At 66.1% G+C, this 25,498-nt stretch carries 24 protein-coding genes and 1 riboswitch; of the genes, 17 read left to right on the top strand and 7 right to left on the bottom strand.

Annotated features, from left to right (window positions below):
* Positions 1-38 precede the first annotated feature (38 nt).
* Both IWX75_RS00980 and IWX75_RS00985 read left to right on the top strand, forming a co-directional pair.
* Complete coding sequence (locus IWX75_RS00980) at positions 39-1,064, top strand: lipid II:glycine glycyltransferase FemX (RefSeq protein WP_196820389.1); 1,026 nt, start codon at positions 39-41, stop codon at positions 1,062-1,064.
* Positions 1,057-2,499, top strand: a complete 1,443-nt coding sequence (locus IWX75_RS00985) for a phytoene desaturase family protein (RefSeq protein ID WP_196820390.1) — start codon at positions 1,057-1,059, stop codon at positions 2,497-2,499. Before IWX75_RS00980 ends, IWX75_RS00985 begins: the two co-directional genes overlap by 8 nt.
* A gap of 5 nt (positions 2,500-2,504) precedes the next feature.
* On the opposite strand, the gene IWX75_RS00990 is transcribed toward IWX75_RS00985, so the two are convergent.
* Genes IWX75_RS00990 through IWX75_RS01000 form a run of 3 tightly spaced genes read right to left on the bottom strand, consistent with a single transcriptional unit; the run spans position 2,505 to position 4,734 of the window.
* Positions 2,505-2,888: a DUF7793 family protein gene (locus IWX75_RS00990; RefSeq protein ID WP_196820391.1), complete on the bottom strand. Its 384-nt coding sequence runs from the start codon at positions 2,886-2,888 to the stop codon at positions 2,505-2,507.
* An 8-nt stretch (positions 2,889-2,896) separates the two neighbouring features.
* Complete coding sequence (locus tag IWX75_RS00995) at positions 2,897-3,685, bottom strand: class I SAM-dependent methyltransferase (protein WP_196820392.1); 789 nt, start codon at positions 3,683-3,685, stop codon at positions 2,897-2,899.
* A gap of 17 nt (positions 3,686-3,702) precedes the next feature.
* The gene (locus IWX75_RS01000) at positions 3,703-4,734 is read right to left on the bottom strand and encodes an LLM class flavin-dependent oxidoreductase (RefSeq protein WP_196820393.1); all 1,032 of its coding nucleotides are present in this window, start codon (positions 4,732-4,734) and stop codon (positions 3,703-3,705) included.
* 245 nt (positions 4,735-4,979) lie between these two features.
* Positions 4,980-5,082: riboswitch (glycine riboswitch) on the top strand.
* A 176-nt stretch (positions 5,083-5,258) separates the two neighbouring features.
* On the opposite strand from IWX75_RS01000, the gene gcvP reads away from it, so the two are divergent.
* The 4 genes from gcvP (at position 5,259) to IWX75_RS01020 (ending at position 12,063) form a co-directional block, all read left to right on the top strand.
* Positions 5,259-8,141 (top strand): aminomethyl-transferring glycine dehydrogenase, encoded by a 2,883-nt coding sequence (gene gcvP / locus IWX75_RS01005; protein WP_196820394.1) that lies wholly within the window; start codon positions 5,259-5,261, stop codon positions 8,139-8,141.
* Positions 8,142-8,148: 7 nt separating this feature from the next.
* Positions 8,149-9,255, top strand: coding sequence for a glycine cleavage system aminomethyltransferase GcvT (gene gcvT, locus IWX75_RS01010; protein ID WP_196820395.1), 1,107 nt, complete (start codon positions 8,149-8,151; stop codon positions 9,253-9,255).
* 100 nt (positions 9,256-9,355) lie between these two features.
* Positions 9,356-10,693 (top strand): serine hydroxymethyltransferase, encoded by a 1,338-nt coding sequence (gene glyA / locus IWX75_RS01015; protein ID WP_334684015.1) that lies wholly within the window; start codon positions 9,356-9,358, stop codon positions 10,691-10,693.
* Positions 10,690-12,063: an L-serine ammonia-lyase gene (locus IWX75_RS01020; protein ID WP_196820396.1), complete on the top strand. Its 1,374-nt coding sequence runs from the start codon at positions 10,690-10,692 to the stop codon at positions 12,061-12,063. The genes glyA and IWX75_RS01020 overlap by 4 nt, the downstream gene beginning before the upstream one ends.
* Here IWX75_RS01020 and IWX75_RS01025 read toward each other — a convergent pair.
* From IWX75_RS01025 to IWX75_RS17545, 4 genes are all read right to left on the bottom strand, one after another.
* Positions 12,044-12,715 (bottom strand): nucleoside/nucleotide kinase family protein, encoded by a 672-nt coding sequence (locus IWX75_RS01025; protein ID WP_196820397.1) that lies wholly within the window; start codon positions 12,713-12,715, stop codon positions 12,044-12,046. The two genes, IWX75_RS01020 and IWX75_RS01025, sit on opposite strands and share 20 nt — an antisense overlap.
* Positions 12,716-12,761: 46 nt before the next feature.
* Positions 12,762-13,205 (bottom strand): MarR family winged helix-turn-helix transcriptional regulator, encoded by a 444-nt coding sequence (locus IWX75_RS01030; RefSeq protein ID WP_334684016.1) that lies wholly within the window; start codon positions 13,203-13,205, stop codon positions 12,762-12,764.
* A 135-nt stretch (positions 13,206-13,340) separates the two neighbouring features.
* On the bottom strand, positions 13,341-14,114 hold the full coding sequence (locus IWX75_RS01035; RefSeq protein ID WP_334684017.1) for an alpha/beta fold hydrolase: 774 nt from the start codon (positions 14,112-14,114) through the stop codon (positions 13,341-13,343).
* A 35-nt stretch (positions 14,115-14,149) separates the two neighbouring features.
* Positions 14,150-14,356, bottom strand: coding sequence for a hypothetical protein (locus IWX75_RS17545; protein WP_334684092.1), 207 nt, complete (start codon positions 14,354-14,356; stop codon positions 14,150-14,152).
* Between IWX75_RS17545 and IWX75_RS17550 the strand changes: the two genes are divergently transcribed.
* The 11 genes from IWX75_RS17550 (at position 14,291) to IWX75_RS01085 (ending at position 25,406) form a co-directional block, all read left to right on the top strand.
* Positions 14,291-14,710 (top strand): response regulator, encoded by a 420-nt coding sequence (locus IWX75_RS17550; RefSeq protein ID WP_334684079.1) that lies wholly within the window; start codon positions 14,291-14,293, stop codon positions 14,708-14,710. The genes IWX75_RS17545 and IWX75_RS17550 overlap by 66 nt on opposite strands.
* Positions 14,625-14,975, top strand: a complete 351-nt coding sequence (locus IWX75_RS17555; protein ID WP_334684018.1) for a winged helix-turn-helix domain-containing protein — start codon at positions 14,625-14,627, stop codon at positions 14,973-14,975. Before IWX75_RS17550 ends, IWX75_RS17555 begins: the two co-directional genes overlap by 86 nt.
* 216 nt (positions 14,976-15,191) lie before the next feature.
* The gene (locus IWX75_RS01045; protein ID WP_196820398.1) at positions 15,192-16,874 is read left to right on the top strand and encodes an ABC-F family ATP-binding cassette domain-containing protein; all 1,683 of its coding nucleotides are present in this window, start codon (positions 15,192-15,194) and stop codon (positions 16,872-16,874) included.
* Between the two features lie 91 nt (positions 16,875-16,965).
* Positions 16,966-18,153, top strand: coding sequence for an MFS transporter (locus IWX75_RS01050; protein ID WP_196820829.1), 1,188 nt, complete (start codon positions 16,966-16,968; stop codon positions 18,151-18,153).
* A 46-nt stretch (positions 18,154-18,199) separates the two neighbouring features.
* Positions 18,200-19,198, top strand: coding sequence for an ATP-binding cassette domain-containing protein (locus IWX75_RS01055; RefSeq protein ID WP_196820399.1), 999 nt, complete (start codon positions 18,200-18,202; stop codon positions 19,196-19,198).
* Entirely contained in the window at positions 19,195-20,043 is an 849-nt protein-coding gene (locus IWX75_RS01060) for an ABC transporter permease (RefSeq protein ID WP_196820400.1), read from the top strand. Before IWX75_RS01055 ends, IWX75_RS01060 begins: the two co-directional genes overlap by 4 nt.
* A gap of 176 nt (positions 20,044-20,219) precedes the next feature.
* Positions 20,220-21,167 (top strand): ABC transporter ATP-binding protein, encoded by a 948-nt coding sequence (locus IWX75_RS01065; protein ID WP_196820401.1) that lies wholly within the window; start codon positions 20,220-20,222, stop codon positions 21,165-21,167.
* Between the two features lies 1 nt (position 21,168).
* Positions 21,169-22,056, top strand: coding sequence for an ABC transporter permease subunit (locus tag IWX75_RS01070; protein WP_196820402.1), 888 nt, complete (start codon positions 21,169-21,171; stop codon positions 22,054-22,056).
* A 40-nt stretch (positions 22,057-22,096) separates the two neighbouring features.
* Positions 22,097-23,446 carry a sensor histidine kinase gene (locus IWX75_RS01075; protein ID WP_196820403.1) on the top strand — a complete coding sequence of 450 codons (1,350 nt, stop codon included), beginning with the start codon at positions 22,097-22,099 and terminating at the stop codon, positions 23,444-23,446.
* Positions 23,355-24,059 (top strand): response regulator, encoded by a 705-nt coding sequence (locus tag IWX75_RS01080; RefSeq protein WP_196820404.1) that lies wholly within the window; start codon positions 23,355-23,357, stop codon positions 24,057-24,059. The genes IWX75_RS01075 and IWX75_RS01080 overlap by 92 nt, the downstream gene beginning before the upstream one ends.
* Before the next feature lie 63 nt (positions 24,060-24,122).
* Positions 24,123-25,406, top strand: a complete 1,284-nt coding sequence (locus tag IWX75_RS01085) for a M18 family aminopeptidase (RefSeq protein ID WP_196820405.1) — start codon at positions 24,123-24,125, stop codon at positions 25,404-25,406.
* Positions 25,407-25,498 lie beyond the last annotated feature (92 nt).

The following is a 25,498-nucleotide window of genomic DNA, read 5'->3' on the forward strand; positions in this document are numbered from 1 at the left end:
GGCTTGGGGTCGCCAGGTTCCCCAGCGAAAGAATCGACGTGAGTGCAACGCTGTTCCGTTACGACAAGCTGGAAGAAGCCGAGTTCGATGCCATCGCGGACACCCGTCCCGAGACCCGAATCCCACTTGAACAGACGCCGGCATGGGCCCGTTTCGAGGCCGCGCTGGGGAGACAGCCCTTCGGGACCTGGGCCTACCGCGACTCGAACGGCACGCTCGTCGCCACTGCGAGCTTCCTTCGCATCCAGCGCCGGTTCCGGGAGTCGCTGGTGGTGGTCAACGGACCGGTGTGGTTCAGCGAAAGGACGCCGGCGGCCGAGCGCGTACTGATGCACACCCTCCGCCAGCAGTTCCGGGCCGACGACGACGCCTCGCCCCTCTACGTGCGCATGCAGGTCGCAACGCTGCAACCGCCTGCCACTGGTCCGCTGGAGCACGGGTGGTATGAGCGGGAGATCGTCGTCGACCTGCGGCCCGAGGAAGAGGCCCTGCTGGCCGGCTTCCGCCCCAATGCGAGGAACAGCATCCGCCGTGCCCGGAAGGAAGGGGTGGAGATCCGAAACATCCCGCAGGGGGAATGGACCGCGGTTTTCCGCACCGAACTCTTTCCGATCCTGCAGGAAACCGCCGAACGGGATGCGTTCCAAAGCTTCGATTCCTCCTATTACGAAACGTTCCTGACGCAACTCGCCGGCTATGCCGGACTGCTGGTCGCCTACTCCGAGGGCAAGGCCACCAGTTGGCTGATCACCACCCAGTACCGGGGCCATGCCGTGTACTACTTCGCGGGCAGCACTCTGGACGCGCGCCGCACCTTCGCTCCCTATCTGCTCCTCTGGGAAGCATTCCGGGCGCTGAAGGCAGCCGGAGCCACCAGTTGCGGGCTCACGGGCATCGTGAGCGAAAACTATCCGCAGCTCATCAACGTCACCACCTTCAAGCGCAACTTCTCGAAGAACGTGGTCACCATTCCCACCACCTATGACATCCCGCTGCATCCCCTCCGCTACCGCGCGTTGGCTGCAGTGCTCGATGTGCGGCGCAAGCGCTCCTCCCATGGCTGACGTCGAGATCGTTGGATCCGGACCGAACGGGCTGGCAGCCGGCGTCGTCCTGGCCCGTGCGGGCCTCACGGTCCGCGTCCATGAGGCGTCGCCGACCATCGGTGGAGGATCACGCACGCTCGAACTGATGGAGGACGGGCACTTCCACGACTTCTGCTCCGCCGTCCATCCCATGGCACTGGCATCGCCCTTCTTCCGGGCGTTCGGGATCAGCGAGCGTATCGGTTTCGCGGTGCCGGAGGTCTCCTTCGCGCATCCGCTCGATTCCGGTCGAGCCGGGGTCGCCTACCGCAGCCTTGACCGCACGGTCGAGGGACTGGGGGTAGACGGTGACGCGTACCGCCGGCTGATGGAACCTCTGACGGAGCGTGAGGAGGGGATCCTCGGCTTCGCCCTGAACTCCTTCCTCCGCATGCCGAAAAAGCCCGAAGCGGCGCTTCGTTTCGGGCTCGCGGTACTGGACCAGGGATCCCCCCTCTGGAACCGGCGGTTCCGCACCGACGAGGCACGCGCACTGCTCACGGGCGTCATGGCGCATCCCGTGGGGCCGCTTCCATCGCTGACCGCGGCAGGCGCCGGGCTCGCCCTCGGCCTCCTCGCCCATACGGTCGGCTGGCCGATCCCGGTGGGCGGTTCCCAGGTCATCGTGGACGCGATGGCTGCAGACATCCGGGCGCACGGCGGCGAGGTGGTGGTGGGAAGCCGCATCGATTCCCTGGCTGAGCTCGGCGCGGCGAAAGTGGTTCTCCTCGACGTCGCACCGAAGTCACTGGCCCGCCTTGCGCGGGGCCGGCTCCCGGCCACCTACGAACGCGCCCTTCGCGGTTTCAGGTACGGTAATGCCGCGTGCAAGGTCGACTACATCCTCTCCGGACCTGTGCCGTGGGCCAATGCCGAAGCGGCCCGGGCAGGAACGGCGCACCTGGGGGGCACGAGGGCCGAAATCGCCGCGGGGGAGGCCGCCGTCGCGGCGGGCAGGCACCCCGACAGTCCCTACGTGCTGGTGTCCCAGCCCTCGACGTTCGATCCCATGCGCGCTCCCGGGGGGCGCCACACGCTCTGGACCTATTGCCATGTCCCCAGCGGTTCGAGAAGGGATATGACCGAAGCGATCACCCGGCAGATCGAGCGCTTCGCGCCGGGCTTCCGTGACGTCGTCGTCGCCACTCATTCGACGACGGCGGCCGAACTGGAGGCCTATAACGCCAATTATGTGGGCGGCGATTTTGGCAGCGGTGCCGTTACCCTGCGCCAGATGCTGGCGCGGCCGGTTCCGTCAGTGCAACCGTGGGCAACGCCGCTCAAAGGCGTCTACCTCTGCTCCCAGTCCACCCCTCCGGGTCCAGGGGTCCACGGCATGGCCGGGTTCCATGCCGCGAAGCTCGCCCTGCAGCGGGAGTTCGGGATGCAGGTACCAGCTCTCGGGGTGGACTAGCCGGGTCAGCCCGTGGCTGCAGGGTTCAGCAGCCACACGGTTGCATCGGCCCGCGATGTGAAGAAACGCGTGGGGCACGGCGGTGTGTGCACCCCGAGGAAGAAGTTGGCGAGCAGACGGTCCACGGGGGACTTCCCCAGCAGGGCGATGCGGGACGCCGCACACGGAATGGAAAAGACGCTTCGTGCGCTCCGGCTCACGGCTTCGGTGGTCTCCATATCCACGAGCATGGGATGCGAATCGTCCTGGCACAGCGCGTCGACAGCTTTCATCGCGGCACTGGCGTCCTGCTCCTCGATGCGGACGCCGCGGATCCAGGCCAGGTGCACGATGCCGTCCGCCCGGAGTTCGAGGGTAGCCTTTCCGCCGTCGATCGTTCCCCGCGGCATTCCCCCCGTCACGGGCGGCTGAGCATCGCGTAATAGCCGGGGATGGCGGTCGGTCCACCCGCCGTCATGGTGACCGCTTCGATGGTGACCGGGCCTTCTGAGTCCACGTGCCAATCCTCTGCCGGAAAGGTTGCAGCCCGCTCCCCGGCACCGAAACGGCCGGGCACGGGAATGCTGGAAATAGCACGCTCGAGCTGCTCGGGAATATCGCCCGGAGTTGCACCGAGGCTCTGCAGGTAGGCAAGCGGATTGCCCCGGAAGTTCGTCTCGGTCAGCAGCACTTTTCCCGGATTGCCCACAACGAGATCAGCGAGGTTCCGTGCGAGCGCTCGCTGCTGGTCCTTCCGGAGGACGTGAAGCACGCCACGGACGAAGACGTTCACCAGTCCGTACTCCGCGCGGATCGCCGCCCCGGTGCCCGCCGTCGTGAAATCTGCAGCGCGGTAGTCGGTTCGCGAAAGATCGGCTGACTCCAGTTCAGCCCGGTCGACCGCACTTCGGGCGACATCGACGCCGAGGGCGAGCGGGAAAACGCGGGCCAGCCGCCGTGTGAACGTCCCATTGCCGCATCCGACGTCGACAACGGGGAGGGTGAGGTCCATCCACTTCTGGATAAGACCTTCGTACTGGTTCCACTCAGCGTCCGAAGCGGAGTCCCACAACACCTCTCCGCCGGCTCCGGTCTGCCGCACGCGGCTCCAGTATCCCTCCCAGGCCTTGGTCGGATCCCGGGGCGCCCGCGTGGAGAGGAGGGCAACCCGCGGCACCATGCGGGCCTGGTCGATGAAATTCGGCATGAGGCCACCTTAGGACGTCACGCCAGCAACTCGCGCACCATCGGTATCACTTTCGTTCCGTACAGCTCTACGCTGTGCATCAGTTTTTCGTGCGGCAGCGGCCCGGCGCTGTACTTCATGTCGAAGCGGTCGATTCCGAGGGTGGTCGCAGTGGCGGCGATCTTCCTCGCGACGGTCTCCGGCGAGCCCACATAGAGGGAGCCGCCGTCGGCCTCGGCGTCGAACTCCGCCCTTGTGGTAGGGCCCCAGCCGCGCTCGGCGCCGATGCGGTCGCGCAGGATCCGGTTGTCGGGCCAGAGCTCCTCGCGGGCCTGCTCGTCGGAGTCGGCGATGTAGCCGGGCGAATGCACGCCGATGGGGAGCGTCGGCCGACCCAGTTGGGCGAGGGCGCGGTGGTACAGATCAACATAGGGTGCGAAGCGGGATGGATCGCCCCCGATGATGGCCAGCATGAGGGGCATTCCGTAGCGTGCGGCGCGCACCACGGATTCGGGGCTGCCGCCGACGCCGATCCACGTCTTCAGGCGCCCGGATTCCGTGGGCGGATAGACGCGATGGTCGGTCAGGCCCGGGCGGGTGCGGCCGCTCCAGTTCACCGGCTCTTCCTTGATGAGTTCGGCGAAGAGGCTCAGCTTTTCCTCGAAGAGCTCCTCGTACTGCGAGAGCTCGAAACCGAAGAGCGGGAAGGACTCGGTGAAGGACCCGCGGCCGAGGATCACTTCGGCGCGCCCGTTGGACGCCGCATCGAGAGTTGCGAACCGCTGGTACACCCGGACGGGGTCATCGGAGCTCAGGACCGTGACGGCCGAGCCCAGTCGGATCCGCGTGGTCCTGCCGGCGATGGCGGCAAGGACCGTCTCGGGCGCCGAGACCGCAAAATCGTCCCGATGGTGTTCGCCGACACCGAAGAAGTCGATTCCCACCTGGTCGGCCAGCACGGCTTCCTCGATCACGTTACGGATCACCTGCGGGTAGGGAACCAGTGTGCCGTCACTTCCCCTCGTGACGTCGCCGAAGGTATCCAGTCCCAGTTCGAGGTGCCGTGCCATGGTTGACGCTCCCGTGTCCTTGTAGTCGACCCACTCTGGATCCTGGGAGCTACAACGCGGCCGTTCCGGGCCTCATTCCCGATCCGCATGCAGATGCATGGTTCGTGTCGGGGCCTTCGGCTCGTCCAGGTCTCCCTTCCTGCGGTGCGCATTCCTCGATACCGCGAGAGTTCGGCCGGCTTTTGCCCGACCCACCACCACGCGGTAAGCTTGTGAGAAGGACCACACACAATTGAATACGCCATTGACCTGCAGCGGGAGAGTTCTACCGCGAAAGTCGACTCCGGTAGGCGCCGTAGGAGCAAATCCTCCCCAGGAATCTCTCAGGCCCAGTACCGCTGCGGTTAGGCAACTCTGGAAAGCAGCACTGCATCCTCCCGCGTTTTCTCGCGGAACCTGCGGCGCTCACCGACGGTGCAAGCAGGCGTTCATGCCTTGCGGAAACTCTCAGGTCCCCTACAGAGCGGGGAGGAACCCACCACGTAGGCGCACCCACGCGCACCCACCTGACGTATGGAGTTCCCATGACAGCCTCCCCGGAAACGGCTTCAACCTTCGCAGACCGGCATATCGGCCCCCGCCCGTCCGACGCCGGTCGGATGCTGGAGGTGCTCGGCTACCCCAGCATCGACAAGCTCGTCGACATCGCTGTACCTGCCAGCATCCGTTCCGAGCGCGCACTGAACCTTCCCGGCGCGCTGAGCGAATCGGAGGTCCTCGTCCAGCTGCGTGCCATGGCGGGGAAGAACAGGACCGCGGTCCAGATGATCGGGCAGGGCTACTTCGACACCGTCACGCCCCCCGTGATCCGCCGCAACGTGCTCGAATCCCCCGCCTGGTACACGGCCTACACGCCCTACCAGCCCGAGATCTCGCAGGGACGCCTCGAAGCGCTCCTCAATTTCCAGACCATGGTGCAGGACCTCACCGCCCTCGACATCGCCAACGCCTCGCTGCTCGACGAAGCCTCCGCCGTAGCCGAAGCGGTGCTGCTCATGCGCCGCACCGGCAAGAACAAGGGCCGCACGGTGATCGACGCCGACGCCCTCCCCCAGACCGTCGCCGTCGTGCGCGGCCGCGCCGAAGCCCTCGGCTTCGAAGTGGAGATCGCCGACCTCTCGACCGGACTGCCGGACGGCGACATCAACGGCATCGTCCTGCAGCAGCCCAGCGTTTCGGGAGCCATCCGCGACTACAAGGCAGTGATCGACGCCGCCAAGGAGCGTGGCGCACTCGTCACCGTCGCCGCAGACCTCCTCGCACTGACCCTCATCACCCCTCCCGGCGAGCAGGGCGCCGACATCGCCGTCGGCTCGGCCCAGCGCTTCGGTGTCCCGCTCTTCTTCGGCGGGCCGCACGCCGCGTACATGGCCGTCCGCAAGGGACTCGAGCGCATGCTCCCCGGACGGCTCGTCGGCGTCTCGAAGGACGCTGACGGCGCGCCCGCCTACCGTCTGGCACTCCAGACCCGCGAGCAGCACATCCGCCGCGAGAAGGCGACGTCGAACATCTGCACCGCGCAGGCACTGCTCGCGATCGTCGCCAGCATGTACGCGGTGTATCACGGGCCGGAGGGGCTGAAGGCCATCGCGCGCACCACGCACGAGCGTGCCGTGCAGCTCGCCGACCTGCTGGCCGGGACCGATGCCACAGTGGTCCACACCGAGTTCTTCGACACGCTGCTGGTGAAGGCGCCGGGCAAGGCTGCCGACCTCGTGCAGCAGGCCGAGGAGCAGGGCTTCAACCTGCGCCGCATCGACGCCGACCACTTCGGCATCTCCTGCGACGAGACCACCACCGTGCAGCACGTCGAGGCGCTCGCCGGGATCCTCGGGGCGGAGATGACGGGATCCGCCGGTGCCGACGGATCCTCCGCCACCGGCGGAACGAGCCGCATTCCCCAGGAGCTGCAGCGGACGTCGCGGTTCCTGACCCACCCCGTCTTCTCGATGCACCGCTCCGAAACCGCCATGCTGCGCTACCTGCGCCGCCTGTCGGACAAGGACTTGGCGCTGGACCGCACCATGATCCCGCTCGGCTCGTGCACCATGAAGCTCAACGCCACAGTGGAGATGGAGTCCATCTCCTGGCCCGAGTTCGCCTCGATCCACCCGTTCGCGCCGGAAGGCCAGACCGAGGGGTGGCGGGAACTCATCACCGACCTCGAGGAGCGGCTCGCCGAGATCACCGGATACGCGAGGGTCTCCCTCCAGCCGAACGCCGGCTCGCAGGGCGAACTCGCCGGCCTGCTCGCCATCCGCGGGTACCACCGATCGCGTGGCGATGAGGACCGTACGGTCTGCCTCATCCCGTCCTCCGCCCATGGCACCAATGCCGCCTCGGCGGTCCTCGCCGGCATGAAGGTGGTGGTCGTGGCAACGGCAGCCAATGGCAATATCGACCACGACGACCTCGTCGCGAAGATCGAGAAGCACGCGGATCAGCTCTCGGCGATCATGATCACCTACCCGTCCACGCACGGCGTGTTCGAGGAGGACGTCCGGTGGGTGTGCGATCAGGTGCATGATGCCGGCGGCCAGGTCTACATCGACGGCGCCAACCTCAATGCACTGGTGGGCCTTGCGAAGCCGGGTGAATTCGGCGGCGATGTCTCGCACCTCAACCTGCACAAGACGTTCTGCATCCCGCACGGCGGCGGCGGACCCGGCGTCGGGCCTGTTGCCGTTGCCGAGCACCTTTCACCGTTCCTCCCCGGGAACGCGAACCGCAGCATTGCGGACGACGGCGGCGCGGATGCGGCCGGGGGCGCCCCGGTGTCGGGTTCGATGTACGGATCGGCCGGCGTGCTGCCCATCTCCTGGGCCTACGTTGCGCTCATGGGATCCGAGGGTCTTACAAGCGCTACGGCGCACGCGCTGCTCGCCGCGAATTACGTGGCGGCCCGCCTCAACGACCACTTCCCCGTGCTCTACACCGGAGCGCAGGGACTCGTGGCCCACGAGTGCATCCTCGACCTGCGGCCGCTCACGGCGAAGACGGGAGTCACCGCCGAGGACGTCGCCAAGCGCCTCATCGACTACGGATTCCACGCACCCACGCTGTCCTTCCCCGTCGCCGGAACCCTGATGGTGGAGCCCACCGAGTCCGAGGACCTCCGCGAGCTGGACCGGTTCATCGAGGCAATGGTCGCCATCAAGGGCGAGATCGACCGGGTGGCGAGCAAAGACTTCACCCTTGAGGAAAGCCCGCTCCGGCAGGCCCCGCACACAGCTCAGCAGCTCATCGACGATGAGTGGAACCAGGCGTACCCGCGTGAGCTCGCCGCCTACCCGCTGCGCTCACTCCGGCAGAACAAGTTCTTCCCGCCCGTACGCCGGATCGACGGCGCACACGGTGACCGCAACCTGGTGTGCTCGTGCCCGCCGATCGAAGCCTTCGAAGACTAGGGACTCCATGACCAAGCAGACAGCGCTCTACGCCCAGCACGAAGCCCTCGGGGCGTCCTTTCTGGACTTCGGCGGCTGGCAGATGCCGTTGAAGTACCGCAGCGAACTCGATGAGCACCACACGGTGCGGCGGACCGCCGGGATCTTCGATCTCTCCCACATGGGCGAGGTGCTCGTCAGTGGCCCGCAGGCCGCCGGCTTCCTCAACTACGCCCTGGTCAGCAACCTGGCAGTCGTGGCCATCGGCAAGGCGAAATACTCACTCATCTGCAACGCCGAGGGCGGCGTGATCGATGACCTCATCGTTTACCGCCTGGCCGAGGAGCGCTTCCTCGTGGTGCCCAACGCGGGCAACGCGGACAGTGTCGCCGAGCAGCTGCGCATCCGCGCCGACGGGTTCGACGTCGCTGTGGAGGACCAGTCGGAGGGAACAGCGCTCATTGCCGTGCAGGGCCCCACCGCCGAAGCGATCCTCCTGGCGATGGCCGCTCCCGAAGCGGCGGCGAGCATCGCCGGGCTCCGCTACTACGCGGCAGTCGAGGTGGAGCTCGCAGGCCTTCCCGTGCTGCTGGCACGCACCGGCTACACCGGGGAGGACGGCTTCGAGATCTTCATTGGCGGCCCCTTTGCGGTCCGTCTCTGGAACGCGGCGATGGAGGCGGGTCGAGAGCACGGCCTGATGCCGTGCGGCCTCGCCTCCCGTGACTCCCTGCGGCTCGAAGCGGGAATGCCGCTGTACGGCCATGAACTCGGCCTCGACACCAACCCGTTCGAAGCCGGCCTCGGGCCGGTGGTCAGCCTCAAGAAGACCGAGGACTTCGTGGGCCGCTCCGTCCTCGAACCTCTGAAGGGCCAGGAACCGGGACGCCGGCTAGTGGGGTTGCAGGGATCCGGGCGCCGCTCGGCGCGGGCGGGATACGACGTCGTGGTGGACGGAAGCGTCGTGGGAACCGTGACGTCGGGCCTCCCGAGTCCTACCCTCGGCTACCCGGTGGCGCTCGCCTATGTGGAGGCATCCCTCGCCGTACCCGGCACCGAGGTGTCAGTCGATCTGCGCGGAAGACCTGAGCCCTTCACTGTGGTGGAGACACCGTTCTACCGGCGCCAGAAGTGATGTCCTTCTCCTATGCCCTCATCAGCATATTTCCGGGTTTGATCGAATCCGGCCCGACCGACCCTGCCGAAGAATACGCGCAACGGAATGGAATTGACTCATGAGCATCGCTACCGGGCGCATGAGCGCCGTCGATCATCTGAACGCCGGCCTCGCCGACCTCGATCCTGAGGTCGCCGCGGGCATCGATGCCGAGTTGGGGCGCCAGCGCCGCGGCCTCGAGATGATCGCGTCGGAAAACCACACTCCGCAGGCAGTGATGCAGGCGCAGGGATCAGTGCTGACCAACAAGTACGCGGAGGGCTACCCCGGCCGCCGCTACTACGGGGGCTGCGAGCATGTGGACGTGCTGGAGCAACTCGCCATCGACCGCGTGAAGTCCCTCTTCGGGGCGGGTTTCGCCAACGTCCAGCCGCATTCGGGAGCCCAGGCCAATGCTGCCGTCATGCATGCGCTCATCAAGCCCGGCGACACCATCATGGGCCTCAACCTCGCCCACGGCGGTCACCTGACGCACGGCATGCGCATCAACTTCTCCGGCCGGCTCTACAACGTGGTGCCCTACCAGGTGCGCGAGGACGATCACCGTGTGGACATGGACGACGTCGAACGCCTGGCTCAGGAGCACAAGCCGCAGCTGATCGTGGCGGGCTGGTCGGCCTACGCCCGCCAACTCGACTTCGCCCGGTTCCGCGAGATCGCCGATTCCGTCGGGGCGTACCTCATGGTGGACATGGCCCACTTCGCCGGTCTCGTCGCCGCAGGGCTGCACCCTTCCCCGGTGTCGCATGCGCACGTCACCACCTCCACGACGCATAAGACCCTCGCTGGGCCACGCGGCGGCGTCATCCTCAGCAATGACGCCGACATTGCGAAGAAGATCAATTCCGCTGTGTTCCCCGGCCAGCAGGGCGGGCCGCTGGAGCATGTCATCGCGGGGAAGGCCGTCGCTTTCAAGATCGCCGCCTCCGGGGAGTTCGCCGAGCGGCAGCAGCGGGTGCTCGACGGCGCCCGCATCCTGGCCGACCGGCTGATGCAGCCCGATGTCGCCGCTGCGGGAATCTCCGTGATCAGCGGCGGCACCGACGTGCACCTCGTCCTGGTAGATCTGCGGAACTGCGAGCTCAACGGGCAGCAGGCCGAAGACCGCCTCGCGACGATCGACATCACGGTCAACCGCAACGCCGTACCCTTCGACCCCCGGCCGCCGATGGTGACCTCGGGCCTCCGGATCGGTACGCCGGCGCTGGCGAGCCGAGGGTTCGGCGACGACGCCTTCCGCGACGTCGCCGACATCATCGCCGCAGCCCTCATTGCAGAGGAGGGTGCGGATCTGTCGGGGCTCGCCGCGCGTGTCGCCGGTCTCGCCGATGCGCACCCGCTCTACGACGGCGTCGAGCCGTTCCTGCGGCAGGCCACCGCACCAGGCACCCCATGACGATCAGCGCCTTCGATCTGTTCAAGATCGGCATCGGCCCGTCGAGTTCGCACACCGGCGGGCCCATGACGGCTGCATACCTCTACGCCGAACTGTTACGCGCAGAAGGACTGCTGGATGGCGTCGACCGGCTGCATGTGCAACTCTTCGGGTCGCTCGGGGCCACCGGTCACGGCCATGGGACGGTCAAGGCAGTCCTCTTGGGCCTGGAGGGCGAGCAGCCGCACCTCGTGGACCCGACCACCGCCGACGCACGCGTCGACAGTATCGGCGAAACCTCTTCGCTCCGGCTGGCAGGGGAGAAGCCCATCCGCTTCGACCCGAAGGTGGATCTGGTCCTGCACCGCAGGGAGCGCCTCGACTACCACACCAACGGCATGAGGTTCGAGGCTTATCGCTCCACCGGTGAACTGCTCAGGACCCGTGACTACTTCTCGGTGGGCGGGGGATTCGTGCTGGACGAGGACCAGATCGGGTCCACGTCAGCCACCGAGAAGCCGGCTCCCGTCTCACAGCCGTTCACCACCGGAGACCAACTCCTTGCCCTCTGCAAGGCCACGGGCATGTCGTTCTCCGATGTTGTGCTCTCCAATGAACTGTCGTGGCGGACCGAGGCGGAAGTGCGGGCCGGTCTGCTGGAGATCTGGGACGTCATGCAGGACACGATCCGCCGCGGTACCTCCACCGGGGGGATCCTGCCGGGCGGGCTCAAGGTCCGGCGCCGTGCGGCGCGTCAGCTCGAGCTGCTCGAGAAGGCGAACGATCCGGACGACCGTCTCGGAACCATGGAGTGGGTCACGCTGTTCGCGCTCGCGGTCAATGAGGAGAACGCTGCCGGTGGGCGCGTGGTCACAGCCCCCACCAATGGTGCGGCCGGCATCATTCCCGCCGTCCTGAAGTACTACGTCGATTTCGTTCCGGGAGCCGACGACGACGGCGTGGTGCGGTTCCTGCTCGCCGCCACCGCCGTCGGTTCGCTGTTCAAGAGGAACGCGTCGATCTCGGGTGCCGAAGTCGGCTGCCAGGGCGAGGTCGGTTCGGCCTGCGCGATGGCTGCCGGAGCGCTGGCCGAGGTCCTGGGAGGCACGCCGGAGCAGGTGGAGAACGCGGCGGAGATCGGGATCGAGCACAACCTCGGGCTCACCTGCGATCCGGTGGGCGGGCTCGTCCAGATTCCCTGCATCGAGCGCAACGCCGTCGGGGCCATGAAGGCGATCACGGCGGCCCGCATGGCGGTGCGCGGTGACGGGCAGCATCACGTCTCCCTCGACGTCGCCATCAAGACGATGCGCGACACCGGCGCGGACATGATGGACAAGTACAAGGAAACAGCACGCGGCGGCCTGGCCCTCAACGTGGTGGAGTGCTGAGAGACCCAAGAACGGCGGCGTCGACGGTCAGGTCTGCGCTGCTGCGGGTCGCGGCGATCAGCCGCGCATTCGCCTCGTCCACGCGTTCAACCCAGGACCGGGCGGCGGAAGGGGACTTCCCGAACCGGACATGGCGGTCGATCAGGCGTTCGATGCGCAGCTGATCGTCCGATTCGCAGTACCAGGTCTCGCTGCATTCGGCCCGTGCTTCCCGCCAGCCCGGGGCGTCGAGGAGCAGGTAGTTTCCCTCCGTCACCACGATGCCGGCTGACGGGCTCACTGCGATGGAGCCGGCGATGGGCTGTTCGAACTCCCGGGAGAAACCCGGCGCGTACACGGTATGCGTCAGGTCCCGGCGGAGGCGCTGCAGCAGAGCAGCATAGCCGAAGGGGTCGAAGGTGTCCGGCGCACCCTTCGCGGCCGACAGGCCGAGGCGATCCAGTTCGACGTCGGCCAAGTGGAAACCATCCATCGGGACATAGGCGGCCCGGTGGCCTTCGTTCTTCGCCGCAGCATTGACGTGCCCGACCAGCGCGACAGCGAGCGTCGATTTCCCTGCTCCGGGCACTCCAGCAATCCCCAGAACGGTGCGCCCTGTCCCCCCTGAGGCAAGCCCGAGGAGGCGTGCCGCGAGCTCGTCGAGGGAACTCATCGTTTCCCCCGGGAACCAGGCTCAGAGGGAGCAGGACCAGCGCGGATCAGACGGCTGCGGCAACGAGCTTCTGCCGCTGGGGGGCGAGTTCGCCCACAATTCCACGGAGCAGGGCCCGTAGTTCGAAGGATTCGAGGCCCTCGCCCGCCATGAGCGTCCGCTCGATGTTCTCGGCCTTGATGAGCGCTTCCGTGCCGGAGGCGGTGATGGTGACCCGCTGGCTGCGACGGTCCATCGTGTCGCGGATGCGCGAAATGAAGCCCTGGCGCTCGAGCTTCTCGATCGTCTTGCCGATGGTCTGTGCCTGCACGTGCACCGCCAGCGCGAGTTTGGCCCCGGTCATCGTTCCTTCGCGGGAAAGGACCCCGAGCGTGGTGTAGCCGGCGTGGGTGATGCCGATACCGAGAAGGCGCTCGTTCCACGCATGATCTACCAGCCGTGCGGCGGTGGTGAGGAGGCGGCTTGTTGACCACTCGTTCATTTCAGGCATGTCGGCACTTCTTCCCAGTCTTTGGAACACCTGGCCAGCTTCCCTGCGGAGAGGCTGGCCAGGTGCGTTATGTCTCTACTATGCGCTTCAATCTTCAAGTTTTCCCTATGGTGCCGCTGAAGCTTGTTGCAAGACCTACTGTGCATCGGCGCGGGAGGTAATCGACCGCGTGAAGGTCCGGATCAGTTCGGCGACTGCAGCAGGTGCGCTGTGCTGCACCACGTGGGGGTGGCCCTCGATCTCTTTGAACTGGCCCGCAGGGCTCATGTCTGCGAGTTCGCGGCACCATTCCTTCCGTGCCACCGGATCCCGGGAGCCCCGAAGGACCAGAACGGGACACTTCATCCCGGGCATCGTGTCCTCGAGCGGATAGGTCATCATGGGCTTCAGTTCGCGGAGGTACCAGCGTATGCCGGTCCGGAGGTAGTCCGTGAACACGATCAGGTTGGCCGAGGGCGCTTCCCGCAGGGAGTCGTGGGCCAGTGCCAACGCCTGACGCAGCACGCTGCGTCGCCTTCGGTCCACCACAGGGCCGATGAGGACGACGCCGGCAACCAGTTCCGGGGCCTGCAGTGCCGCTTCGGCAACGATCTGCGTACCCATGGAGTGTCCCACCAGGACGCAGCGGGTCACGCCGGCATCCAGCAGCACCTGCACAAGGATGGCAGCGTGCTCCTCGACCGAAAGGGTACGGCCGGGCCGTGGGTTGGGCCCGAAGCCGGGAAGGTCGAGGGAATAGGTGTCGGCCGTGACGGACAGCAGATTCTGCAGTCTCGCAAGGTAGCGGTGGGACATCCCGATCCCGTGGACCAGGGCGAACGCGGGCCCGGGCGTGGCCGATCCGGTACTCGCATGCATCTTGAGGGTCTGGCCGAGGACGTTGAGGGACTGCGCGGTGGGTGTGGTCACCAGAAAATCCTACGGGCACATCTACCGCGCCAAGTTCAAGGTTTGTTCAAGGGCAGGCAATATTCGTTGCCGTTTTCTGGCAATGTAGAGGTATGCCCAATCAGTCGCCACAGCGCACTGCCCTCGTTGTCGAGGATGACCAGGATATCCGCGATCTGCTGTCCGCGACGCTGCGCATGAATGGGTTCTTCACCTTCGAAGCACCAAACGGACAGGAAGGCCTTGCCCTGGTCCGCGCACACCAGCCCGATCTCATCACCCTGGACCTCAACCTGCCGGATCTGGACGGCGTGGAAGTGTGCCGCCAGGCCCGCGCAGTCAGTGATGCCTACATCGTGATGGTGACTGCACGCCAGGAGGAGATCGACCGGCTGATCGGCCTTGAGATCGGGGCTGACGATTTCATCGGGAAACCCTTCAGCCCCCGCGAATTCTCGGCCCGGGTCACCGCCATGTTCCGCAGGCCACGCACCGGTTCCCAGCTGGCCCCCCCCGTCGGACGGGAATGCAATGCTCGAGCACGGCGGACTCGTCGTGGATGTCGAAGGGCGGGTGGTGACCCTCGACGGCGTGGAACTAGCTCTTACGCGCATTGAATTCGACCTCCTCGAGACTCTTCTGGCCGGTGCCCAGCGTGTCTGGACGCGCGAATCACTGCTCAGCCGCGTGTGGGGGGACGGTTGGGGCCAGGATCACCACCTGGTGGAGGTGCACATCCGCAACCTTCGGAAGAAACTCGGTGAGGATGCCAGCACGCCCCGCTTCATCCGGACCGTTCGGGGCGTTGGTTACCGGATGATCCCCCTGGGCACAGCCACCTCCGGAGCAGCAACGTCCCAGGCTGCGGCAACAGGAGAGTGAACCGGTCGAGAGCGTCCCGCGGCCAGGGGTTCGCGCCGCGTTCCTCGAGGATGCTTTCCGGCTAGCGGTACACCGCATGCAGGTCGTCGGCCAGAATTCGGCGAGGAATTCGCCGACGTCGTCCGGCGATCGCGCCGGCGACGCAGACGTGGCGCCGAGCCCCGAGTCGGCGTCCTTCCGGAGCACCGGTTTGCCAGCGGATGAAAGACTTGGGCAGTGGCACACCTAGACGTCTCCAACATCGATTACTTCCTCTCCGACGGCCGGCAACTCCTCAACGCGGTGTCCTTCAAGGTGGGCGAGGGACACAAGACCGCGCTGATCGGACCCAACGGAACGGGCAAGACGACCCTGTTGCGCATCATCGCCGGTGACCTCCGCGCGGATGAGGGAGCGGTGAGCCGCTCGGGGAACATGGGCATCATGCGCCAGTTCGTGGGACAGGTCCGCGACGATACGACAGTCCGGGACCTCCTCGTCTCAGCGGCTCCCCCCGCGCTCGCTGCGGCAGCGAAGGGGGTGGACGACGCCGAACTTGCCATGATGGAGGCCGACGACGAACCCACGCAGATGAAGTACGCGCAGGCGCTCGCCGACTGGGGTGACGCCGGCGGATACGAGCTCGAGACCACCTGGGACGAAGTAACCATGGCAGCCCTCGGCGTGCCGTTCGACCGCGCGCAGCACCGGGCGGCGTCGTCGTTATCCGGTGGCGAGCAGAAGCGGCTGGTGCTGGAGGCACTTTTCACCGGACCGGATGAACTCCTGCTGCTCGACGAGCCCGACAACTACCTGGACGTGCCCGGCAAGCGCTGGCTCGAGGCGAAGCTCAACGAGTCGAAGAAGTCGGTGCTGTTCGTGAGCCACGACCGCGAACTGCTCGCCAACGCCGCCACCCGCATCGTCACCCTGGAACCGGGAGCATTGGGCGCCTCTTCCTGGACACACGGCGGGGGATTCGAGACCTACCTCAAGGCCCGCACCGACCGCAACGCACGTTTCGAGGAGTTGCGGAAGCGGTGGGACGAGGAACACATCAAGCTCAAGGAGCTGGTGAACATGTACAAGAACAAGGCGGCCTTCCGCTCGGACATGGCCAACCGTTACCACGCCGCCCAGACCCGCCTGGCGAAGTTCCTCGAAGCGGGCCCGCCCGAGGCCATTCCGATGGAACAGAATGTCACCATGCGCCTGCGGGGAGGCCGGACGGCGAAGCGCGCCGTCGTTGCGCAGAAGCTCGAGCTGACCGGGCTGATGAAGCCTTTCAGCTCGGAGATCTGGTTCGGCGACCGCGTGGGAGTACTGGGCTCCAACGGATCAGGGAAGTCCCACTTCCTGCGACTCCTCGCGGGTGGCGGAACCGATCCGGACAAGGAGCACCTGCCGGTGTCCGACGTCGACATCGCGGAGGTGCCCCATGAGGGTTCCGTGAAGCTCGGCGCGCGCATCCGCCCCGGATTCTTCGCCCAGACCCATTCGCGCCCTGACCTCCTGGGACGCACCCTGCTCGATATCCTGCACCGCGGGGACGAACACCGCTCGGGGCTGGGGCGTGAAGCGGCGTCGGCTGTTCTGGACCGCTACGGGCTCGCGGGGCAGTCGGAGCAGGTCTACGACTCGCTGTCCGGCGGCCAGCAGGCACGGCTGCAGATTCTCCTGCTCGAGCTCTCGGGGGCAACGCTCCTGCTGCTGGACGAGCCTACTGACAACCTCGACCTGCATTCCGCCGAAGCCCTCGAGCGGGCCATCGACGCGTTCGAGGGCACCGTCCTCGCGGTGACGCACGATCGCTGGTTCGCGCGCAGCTTCGACCGGTTCCTCGTCTTCGGAACGGATGGCAAGGTGTACGAATCGAAGGAGCCGGTGTGGGACGAGGGCCGGGTGGAACGGGCGCGCTGAAAAGGAGACGGTCAGGGCCAGGCAGGAGGAGTTGGGGGCGCGCTGAACCCGTTGCTACGGTTGCAGGGTGAATCCCAACCTTCGACCGGCCATGTGGGCCACCTATGCGATCTTCGGGCTCAACGGTCTGGTCTTCGCCAGCTGGGCGGCGCGGATTCCGGCGGCGTCCTCGATCCTCGGCCTTTCCTCGGGCCAGATCGGCTCGCTGCTGCTGGTTGGCGCGGTGGGTTCCGTGATCTCCCTTCCGCTCGCGGGATCGATCTCCGCTCGTGTGGGTACAGCCAACACGGTGCGCCTCGGTGGAGCTGCGGCTGCGATGGCTGCAGGGGCTGTGGCTTCCGGCCTGTGGTTGGAGTCGGTGCCCCTGACCGGCGTCGGATTGTTCCTCTTCGGCTCAGGCGTTGCCCTGTGGGACGTCGCCCAGAACATCGAGGGTGCGGACGTGGAGCGGCAGCTCCGGCGGACCATCATGCCGCGCTTCCATGCCGCGTTCAGCGGCGGTGCCTTCGTCGGCGCGATGGTGGGAGCCGGACTGTCGGCGCTTGAAGTCTCGCTGCCAGCCCATCTGGTCGGGGTTTCGATCGTGTCGCTGTGCGTGTCCCTGTGGGTTCCGCGGTACTTCCTTCCCGAAGCCGGCCATTCCGCCCATGCCGAGGCTGGTCCTGTTCCCGGGAGGCTCGATGCGTGGCGGGAGCCCCGCACACTGCTGATCGGGCTCGTCGTCCTCGGCGCCGCACTCACCGAGGGTGCGGCGAATGACTGGGTGGCGAAAGCGACGGTCGACGGTCTTGGCGCAAGCGAGAGCGTCGGCGCCGTGATGTTCGCGGTATTCGTTGCGGCGATGACCGCGTTCCGCTTCATCGGCGGCAGTTTCATCGACCGTTTCGGGCGGGTGAGGGTGCTGCAGGTGAGCCTCGGGGCGTCCCTGGTGGGTCTGGTGATCTTCGTTTTCGCGCCCAACCTCCCACTGGCCGCCCTGGGTGCCATCCTCTGGGGTACGGGCGCCGCGCTGGGATTCCCCATGGGAATGTCGGCAGCCGCCGACGATCCGACGCGGGCAGCGGCACGCGTCTCGGTGGTTTCCACCATCGGCTATACGGCTTTCCTGGCCGGACCTCCGTTGCTCGGATATCTCGGTGATGTTGTCGGCATCCGCAATGCGCTGCTGGCGGTGGGGGTGGCGGTCTTTGCGTCGTTCCTCGTTGCACCTGCAGCCCGGGAGCGGGAAGTATCAGCGCCGGCCGCCAACCGGGCACCCCTGGATAAGGACAGAACCTGACCTGATTTCGTAGTGCGAGAGGGCCGGGGGTTCTAGGCTTTGTCGCATGGCAATCATCGAGGCGCACGGCCTGCACAAGACCTACAAGTCGAAGAGCGGCCCCGTCCACGCGCTTGACGGCATGGACCTCTCAGTTCCACAGGGCACCGTGAAGGCTCTGCTGGGGCCCAATGGGGCGGGAAAGACAACTGTCGTCAAGATCCTCACCACGCTGATCCAGCCCACCGGGGGCAGCGCCGTCGTCGACGGGATCGATGTGGTCGCCGACCCGAAGTCCGTGCGGCGGATCATCGGGGTGTCCGGCCAGTACGCAGCAGTGGACGAGAACCTCACGGGTTTCGAGAACCTGGAGATGGTGGGCCGGCTCTATCACCTTGGAGCGCGCTCCGCGAAGCGCCGGGCGCAGGAGCTGATCGACCAGTTCGAGCTCACCGAGGCCGGCAACCGGCCGGTCAAGGGGTTCTCCGGCGGTATGCGGCGCCGGATCGACCTGGCCGGAGCGCTGGTCATCAATCCGAAGATCCTCTTCCTCGACGAGCCGACCACCGGCCTCGACCCGCGCAGCAGGCTTTCGCTGTGGGGCATCATCCGTAGCCTCGTCAGCGACGGCACCACGCTGCTCCTCACCACCCAGTACCTTGAGGAAGCGGACCAGCTTTCCGACGACATCGCCGTGATCGACGGCGGAAAAGTGATCGCCGAAGGAACCGCCGACACGCTGAAGGCGCAGATTGGCGGGCACCGGGTCGTGGTCACCCTCGTGGACGAAGCCGATGCCGCGGCGTCCCTCGAGGTGCTGGGCCGCCACGGTGATGGCCCACCGTCCCTCGCCGCCGACGGCCGCACCGTTGAGGTGCCCGTCATCAACGGCCCACGAGCCCTGCAGTACATCCTGGCTGATCTCGGCCAGGGAGCCGTCGAACTCCACGACGCAGGGATGCGGCGCCCCAGTCTCGATGACGTCTTCCTGAAGCTCACGGGACGCCGCACCGAAGACACTGAAAACCTGTCGGACAGCGAAACACAGAAGGAGAAAGCAACATGAGTGTCCTCGCACCACCGAAACAGCCCGCGCAACAGCCGGTGGTGCCGAGCGCAGGTGCCATGTGGTTCTCGGACGGCTGGACCGTCACCAAGCGGAACCTGACGAAGTTGAAGCGCTCGCCGGACATGCTCATCTTCGCCGTCCTTCAGCCCATCATGTTCGTCCTGCTGTTCAGCCAGATCTACGGCGGATCCATCGAAGTCGAAGGTACGGACTACACCCAGTACCTGATGGCAGGCATCTTCGCGCAGACTGTCATCTTCGGATCGACGTTCTCGGGGGCCGCCATGGCCCAGGACCTGAAAGACGGCATCATCGACCGTTTCCGAACCCTTCCCATGAGTTCGTCTTCGGTGCTCATCGGCAGGACCAACAGCGACCTCGTGCTCAACGCGATCTCGGTGCTCATCATGATGGCTACGGGCTTCCTCGTTGGCTGGAGGGTGAATGCTTCGGTGGGGAGCTTCCTGGGAGGCGTAGCCCTCCTCCTCCTCTTCTCCTATGCATTCAGTTGGGTGATGGCATTGCTCGGCATGTCCGTCAAATCACCGGAAACGATCAACAACGCCTCCTTCATGATCCTGTTTCCCCTGACGTTCATTTCCAACGCCTTCGTGCAGAGCCAGACGCTGCCGGGCCCGCTGGAAACCATCGCGAACTGGAACCCGGTTTCGGCCTTCGTGCAGGCCGCGCGGGAGCTGTTCGGGAATGTGGGATCGGCGCCGGTCCCGGACGTCTGGCCCATGCAGAACGCCCTGCTGACGGTGCTTCTCGGTGCAGCCTTGATGCTCATCATCTTCGTGCCGCTCTGTATCCGGAAATTCGCCTCGATCAGTTCCCGATAGGGGTGGGAGGACGGCCTCCAGGTTCGGCATTTCGGGCGAAACCGTCATCCCAAAGGGGTACGGAGGGTCCCCCCGGGTCATCCCCCGGGCCGGTTACTCCTGGATCTGCCCGGCCTACAGTTGCAACAGGGCGGCTTGTCCGCCTGATGCAGACGATATCGAGGGGAAGAACCGGAATGATCGAGGCACACGGCCTGGGCAAACGCTATGGATCCAAGATCGCGGTGGACAATATCTCCTTCACCGTTCATCCGGGCAGGGTGACAGGCTTCCTGGGCCCGAACGGTGCCGGAAAATCCACCACGATGCGCATGATCGTCGGACTGGACAGCCCGACGTCGGGAAACGTCAGCGTGAACGGGCGGCCCTACGCCGACCACAAGGCACCGCTGCGCGAAGTGGGAGCCTTGCTCGACGCCAAGGCGGTCCACAAAAAACGCTCCGCCTACAACCACCTCCGCGCCATGGCCGCAACCCACGGTATCCCCAACAGTCGCGTGAAGGATGTCATTGAGCTGACAGGACTCGGCCCCGTGGCCAGAAAGCGCGTGGGCGGCTTCTCACTCGGCATGGGCCAGCGCCTGGGCATCGCCTGTGCACTCCTCGGAGACCCGCACACCGTGATCCTCGACGAGCCTGTGAACGGGCTGGACCCGGAGGGCGTCCAGTGGGTGCGTCACCTTGCGAAGGGTCTCGCGGCCGAAGGGCGCACCGTCTTCCTCTCGTCTCACCTGATGTCGGAAATGGCCCTGACCGCCGACCACCTCATCGTGATCGGGCGCGGACGCATCATCGCCGATGCTCCCATCAAGGACATCATCGACGGAAACAACCAGGCACGTGTCCGCGTCCGTGCCACCCGCCCGCAGGACCTTCTGGCGGCGATTGCGGGCGACGGCGTCTCCTCGAAACTCCTCGAACCCGAACTGCTGGAAGTCATGGGCCTGGACGCGCGCAGGATCGCCGAGGTGGCGCTGCGCGAGAACGTGCTCGTCTACGAGCTGACACCGCTCCAGGCCTCCCTTGAAGATGCCTATATGCAGCTCACCCAGACGGAAGTCGAATACCGGTCCCATGACCTCCCGCAGCACAACACCGGCATGGTCCAGGCAGAAGGACACTGACATGGCAACGACAACATCGTCCGCCCCGTCCGGGCAGCGGCCACGAAACGCTCAGGATTCCGGATCAGGGGTCAACTTCGGCAGGGTCCTGAAGTCCGAGTGGATCAAGGTCACCACGATCCCCTCGACGGTTATCCTGGTGATCACCACCGTGGTGGTCATGGTCGGGCTTGCGGCACTCTTCGCCTGGTCGCAGGCAATCTTCCAGGAGCAGCTCTCCAATCAGGACATCCCTGCAGAGTTCCAGCCTCCGACGGAAGGACCGGGAAGTCCCAGCTACGACTCATTGACGGTCCCGTCATCCGGAATCGTCTTCGGTCAACTGCTCATCGCAGCGCTCGCCGTGGTACTCATCGCCTCCGAATGGGCCACCGGAATGATTCGGTCCACTATGGTGGCTGTACCGAAGCGGGTTCCGGCTCTCCTCGCGAAGAATCTCATCATCGCCCTCGTGGCCCTGGTGGTTGGTGCGTTCGCGGCGCTCATCTCGTACCTGGTCGCGCAGCCGCTCCTCAGCCCGCAGAACCTGGACTTCTCCCTTGGCGAAGAGGGAGTTGCAGCGAGCATCATCAACACGGGTACCTACCTTGCTCTGGTCGCGGTGATCTCCATGGGGATCGGAACACTGATGCGCAACACCGCCGGCGGTGTGGTGACCGCCGTCGGAATCTTTTTCGTCCTACCGATCATCGTCCAGCTCATCTCCGGCCTCGCCGACTGGATTCCGGACGCCGCGCGGTTCCTTCCAGGTTCCGCGGGCACTCAACTGGTGGCAATCACAACAGCCGAGGACGCCCTCACCCAGCTCGAGGGTGGGCTCGTCATGGCGGCCTGGGCCGTCCTCCTCCTGCTCGTGTCCCTGATCGTCACGAAGAAGCGGGACATCTAGTGCCCCGGCGCCCTTAAACTCGCTGCATGGAACCAACCTCATGAGCGGCACTCCTTCGGTGAAGGAGACTGCGGAACGAACGGCTGCAGTCTCCTTCACCGAACTCAATGCACGCCGTCTCGGTCCGATCCGGCGGTTCTTCCGTGGGCATCCGCGCATCACCGACGCCGCCGTCGTTCTCGGATTCCTGATTCTCACGCTACCGAACGTCCTTCCTGGTGTGGGCCTTCGGGATGGTTCAGCGGGACTTGCTCCGGTGGCTGTTTCCGCGGTCATCCTGATGTTCAGGCGGAGCAGGCCCCTACTGGTCCTGGCCGTGATCAGCCTCCTTGAGCCCGTCACGCTGTTTTTCTCACAGGGCGTTGTCACTTTGGCGATCGGCATCTGGGCTGCGCTGTACACGGTGGCGATCTGCCATCCGCTGCGCACAACGCTCCTCGCCACGGTCGCCGCGAGCATCCCGGCTGCAGGCGGCCTGTTCGTCCTTCCATCCGGCATCATGGGGGAACCGGCGGGGCTCGTCTGGCTGGTCAGCGGTATCGTCGTGTTGTTCCTGGCGATCTCGGCGGGTATCGGAATCACCGTTCGCCGCGATCGCGCCCATGAGACCGAGCTCCGCGAGTGGGCGGGCCGCAACGCTGAGCTGGCGTCTGCGGGGGAGCGAAACCGCATTGCCCGGGAGATGCACGATGTCGTCGCCCATTCCTTGACCGTCATGGTGGCACTGTCGGACGGCGCCGCCGTCGTGATGACCCGGGACCAAGCCAAGGCGCAGGCGGTCCTCGGGGAGCTTTCCGCAACGGGCCGCCACGCCATCGCTGATATGCGGCGCGTACTGGGCGTTCTGCGTACGGAGTCGAGTGGCGCGGACCTCCAGCCACTGCCCGCCTCCAGTTCACTGGCACAGCTGTTGGAAGGATTCCGGTCCGCCGGGCTTCCGCTCCACATCCTCATCAGTGGACCCGCGTTACCAGCCGACTCCGCATTTCAATTGACGCTGTACCGGATCATCCAGGAATCGCTGACCAATGTCCTGCGCTACGGCAAGGGGGTTACTGTGGTCGAAGTATCGATAGCCCGCACCGGAAACGAGGTGGCCATCCGGATCGCCGACGACGGGAAGGGCAGCATGGGACCGGCCGTTTCGCAGGGCTCGGGCCAAGGAATTGCCGGCATGCGCGAGCGTGCCGCGATCTATTCAGGAACGCTCGAGTGTGGGACGCGGGTGGCCGGTGGGTGGGTAGTGGATGTGCAGCTGACGGTCCCGGAATCGGGCAATCAACGGGGGAAAGAAAAGGATGACCGACCACGATCAACAGGACAGCACCATCCGGGTGCTGCTCGCGGACGACCAGCCGCTTCTGAGGATGGGCTTCCAGCTCATTCTTGAAGGCCAGGATGACCTCGCTGTGGTTGGTGAGGCTTCGAACGGCGAAGACGCCGTACGGCTCGTTGCCGACCTTCGTCCCGACGTCGTCCTGATGGATGTGCGCATGCCGCAGCTTGACGGAATCGAGGCAACCCGACGGATCACGACTTCGGGGTCGTGCGCGCGGGTCATCATCCTCACGACCTTCGATCTCGATGAATACGCGTTCGCCGGACTACGGGCCGGTGCCTCGGCTTTCCTGCTCAAGGACGTTGCGCCGCAGGATCTCGTCCGCGCTATCCGCATCGTCGCCAGCGGTGATGCAGTGGTGGCGCCCCGCGTCACCCAGCGCCTCCTGGAAACCTACGTGCGCTCCTTGTCCCCGGCACAGGCGAACTCAGCCCAGCCCCATCCGCGGTTCGCCGAACTGACGCCGCGTGAGCGGGAAGTCCTCGAGGCCGTGGCCGAAGGCCTGTCGAACGCTGAGCTGGCGCGCCGGTTCTTCCTGTCCGAGGCGACCATCAAGACCCACGTTCGCCGTATCCTGACGAAACTGGGCCTCCGTGACCGTGTGCAGGCCGTGGTCTTCGCCTACGAGAACGGGATCGTGGTTCCAGGCCCCGCCGGGGCCTGAGGATCCGCGGTGCAACCAGTGCCCCGGCGCCCCGTGCTGTCCATCTCTGGTTGAATCGACCTTATGTCTTCCGCAGCACAGCACATTGCCGACCTCGGGGCCTATGTTTCGGCCTCCCCATCGAGTTTCCACGCAGCGCGCGAGGGAGGACTGCGGCTCGCGGCGGCGGGATTTCTCGAACTGCACGAACCGGACGCGTGGTCTGCCGGGCCGGGCCGCTTCTTCGTGGTCCGCGACGGCGCGCTCATCGCATGGATCGTGCCGGAAAGCGCGACACCGGTCACGGGATTCGCCATCCTCGGAGCGCACACGGATTCACCGTCGTTCAAGCTCAAACCGAAGCCGACCACCGGTCGCCACGGATGGCTGCAAGCCGGTGTGGAGGTCTATGGCGGTCCGCTGCTCAACTCCTGGCTCGACCGCGAACTGGCGCTTGCCGGTCGGCTGGTCACGCACGACGGCGAAGAGCACCTGGTCTCCACGGGTCCCCTCCTCCGGTTTCCCCAGCTCGCCATCCACCTGGACCGCGCGGTCAATGACGGGCTGTCGCTGGACAAACAGCACCACATGAACCCGATCTGGGGTCTCGGTGCACCGGTGGAAGCGGATCTGCTCGGCCTGCTGGCGGAGCGGTGCGGGCTGGACGCCGCCAGTGTCGGAGGTTTCGACGTCGTGGTCGCCGATACGCAGGAACCGCGGGTCTTCGGTGCCGACGGTGAGTTCTTCGCCTCCGGCCGCCTGGACAACCTCACCTCGGTGCATGCGGGCCTGGTCGCCCTGATTCAGGCGGCTTCAGTGGAGACCGCAGGGGCGCCGATCGCGGTGCTCGCTGCATTCGATCATGAGGAGGTGGGTAGCGGCTCCCGCTCCGGCGCCAGCGGACCGTTCCTCGAGGACGTCCTGCTGCGGATCTCCGGCGGCCTCGGTGCCGGTGTGGAGGAAAGGATGCGGGCACTGGCGGCGTCGTTCTGTGTGTCAGCCGACGCCGGGCACGCGGTGCACCCGAACTACGCAGAGCGCCATGATCCCGCGAACCACCCGGTCCTGAACGGCGGACCGCTGCTGAAGATCAATGCCAACCAGCGGTACACCACCGATGCTCCCGGAGCGGCGTACTGGGCGCGGCTGTGCCGTGCGGCCGGGGTGCCCTACCAGGAGTTCGTGTCGAACAACGGAATGCCCTGCGGCTCGACGATCGGACCCCTCACCGCCACTCGGTTGGGTATCCGCACCGTGGACGTCGGAACCCCGCTCCTGTCCATGCATTCGGCGCGTGAACTCTGCGGCGTGGATGATCCGGCGCATCTGGCCGCCGCGGTGCGGGCGTTCTTCGTCGGCACGGCCTAGCCGCTGTCCACAGGTTTCCGACCTGCCGCCGACTTCCGGTAGTATTGACAGGTCTGTGCTGGATCAGCGCCCGGGAAATTCCAGGCGTACCG

Source organism: Arthrobacter sp. CAN_A6 (assembly GCF_015751715.1).
GTDB lineage: Bacteria > Actinomycetota > Actinomycetes > Actinomycetales > Micrococcaceae > Arthrobacter_D.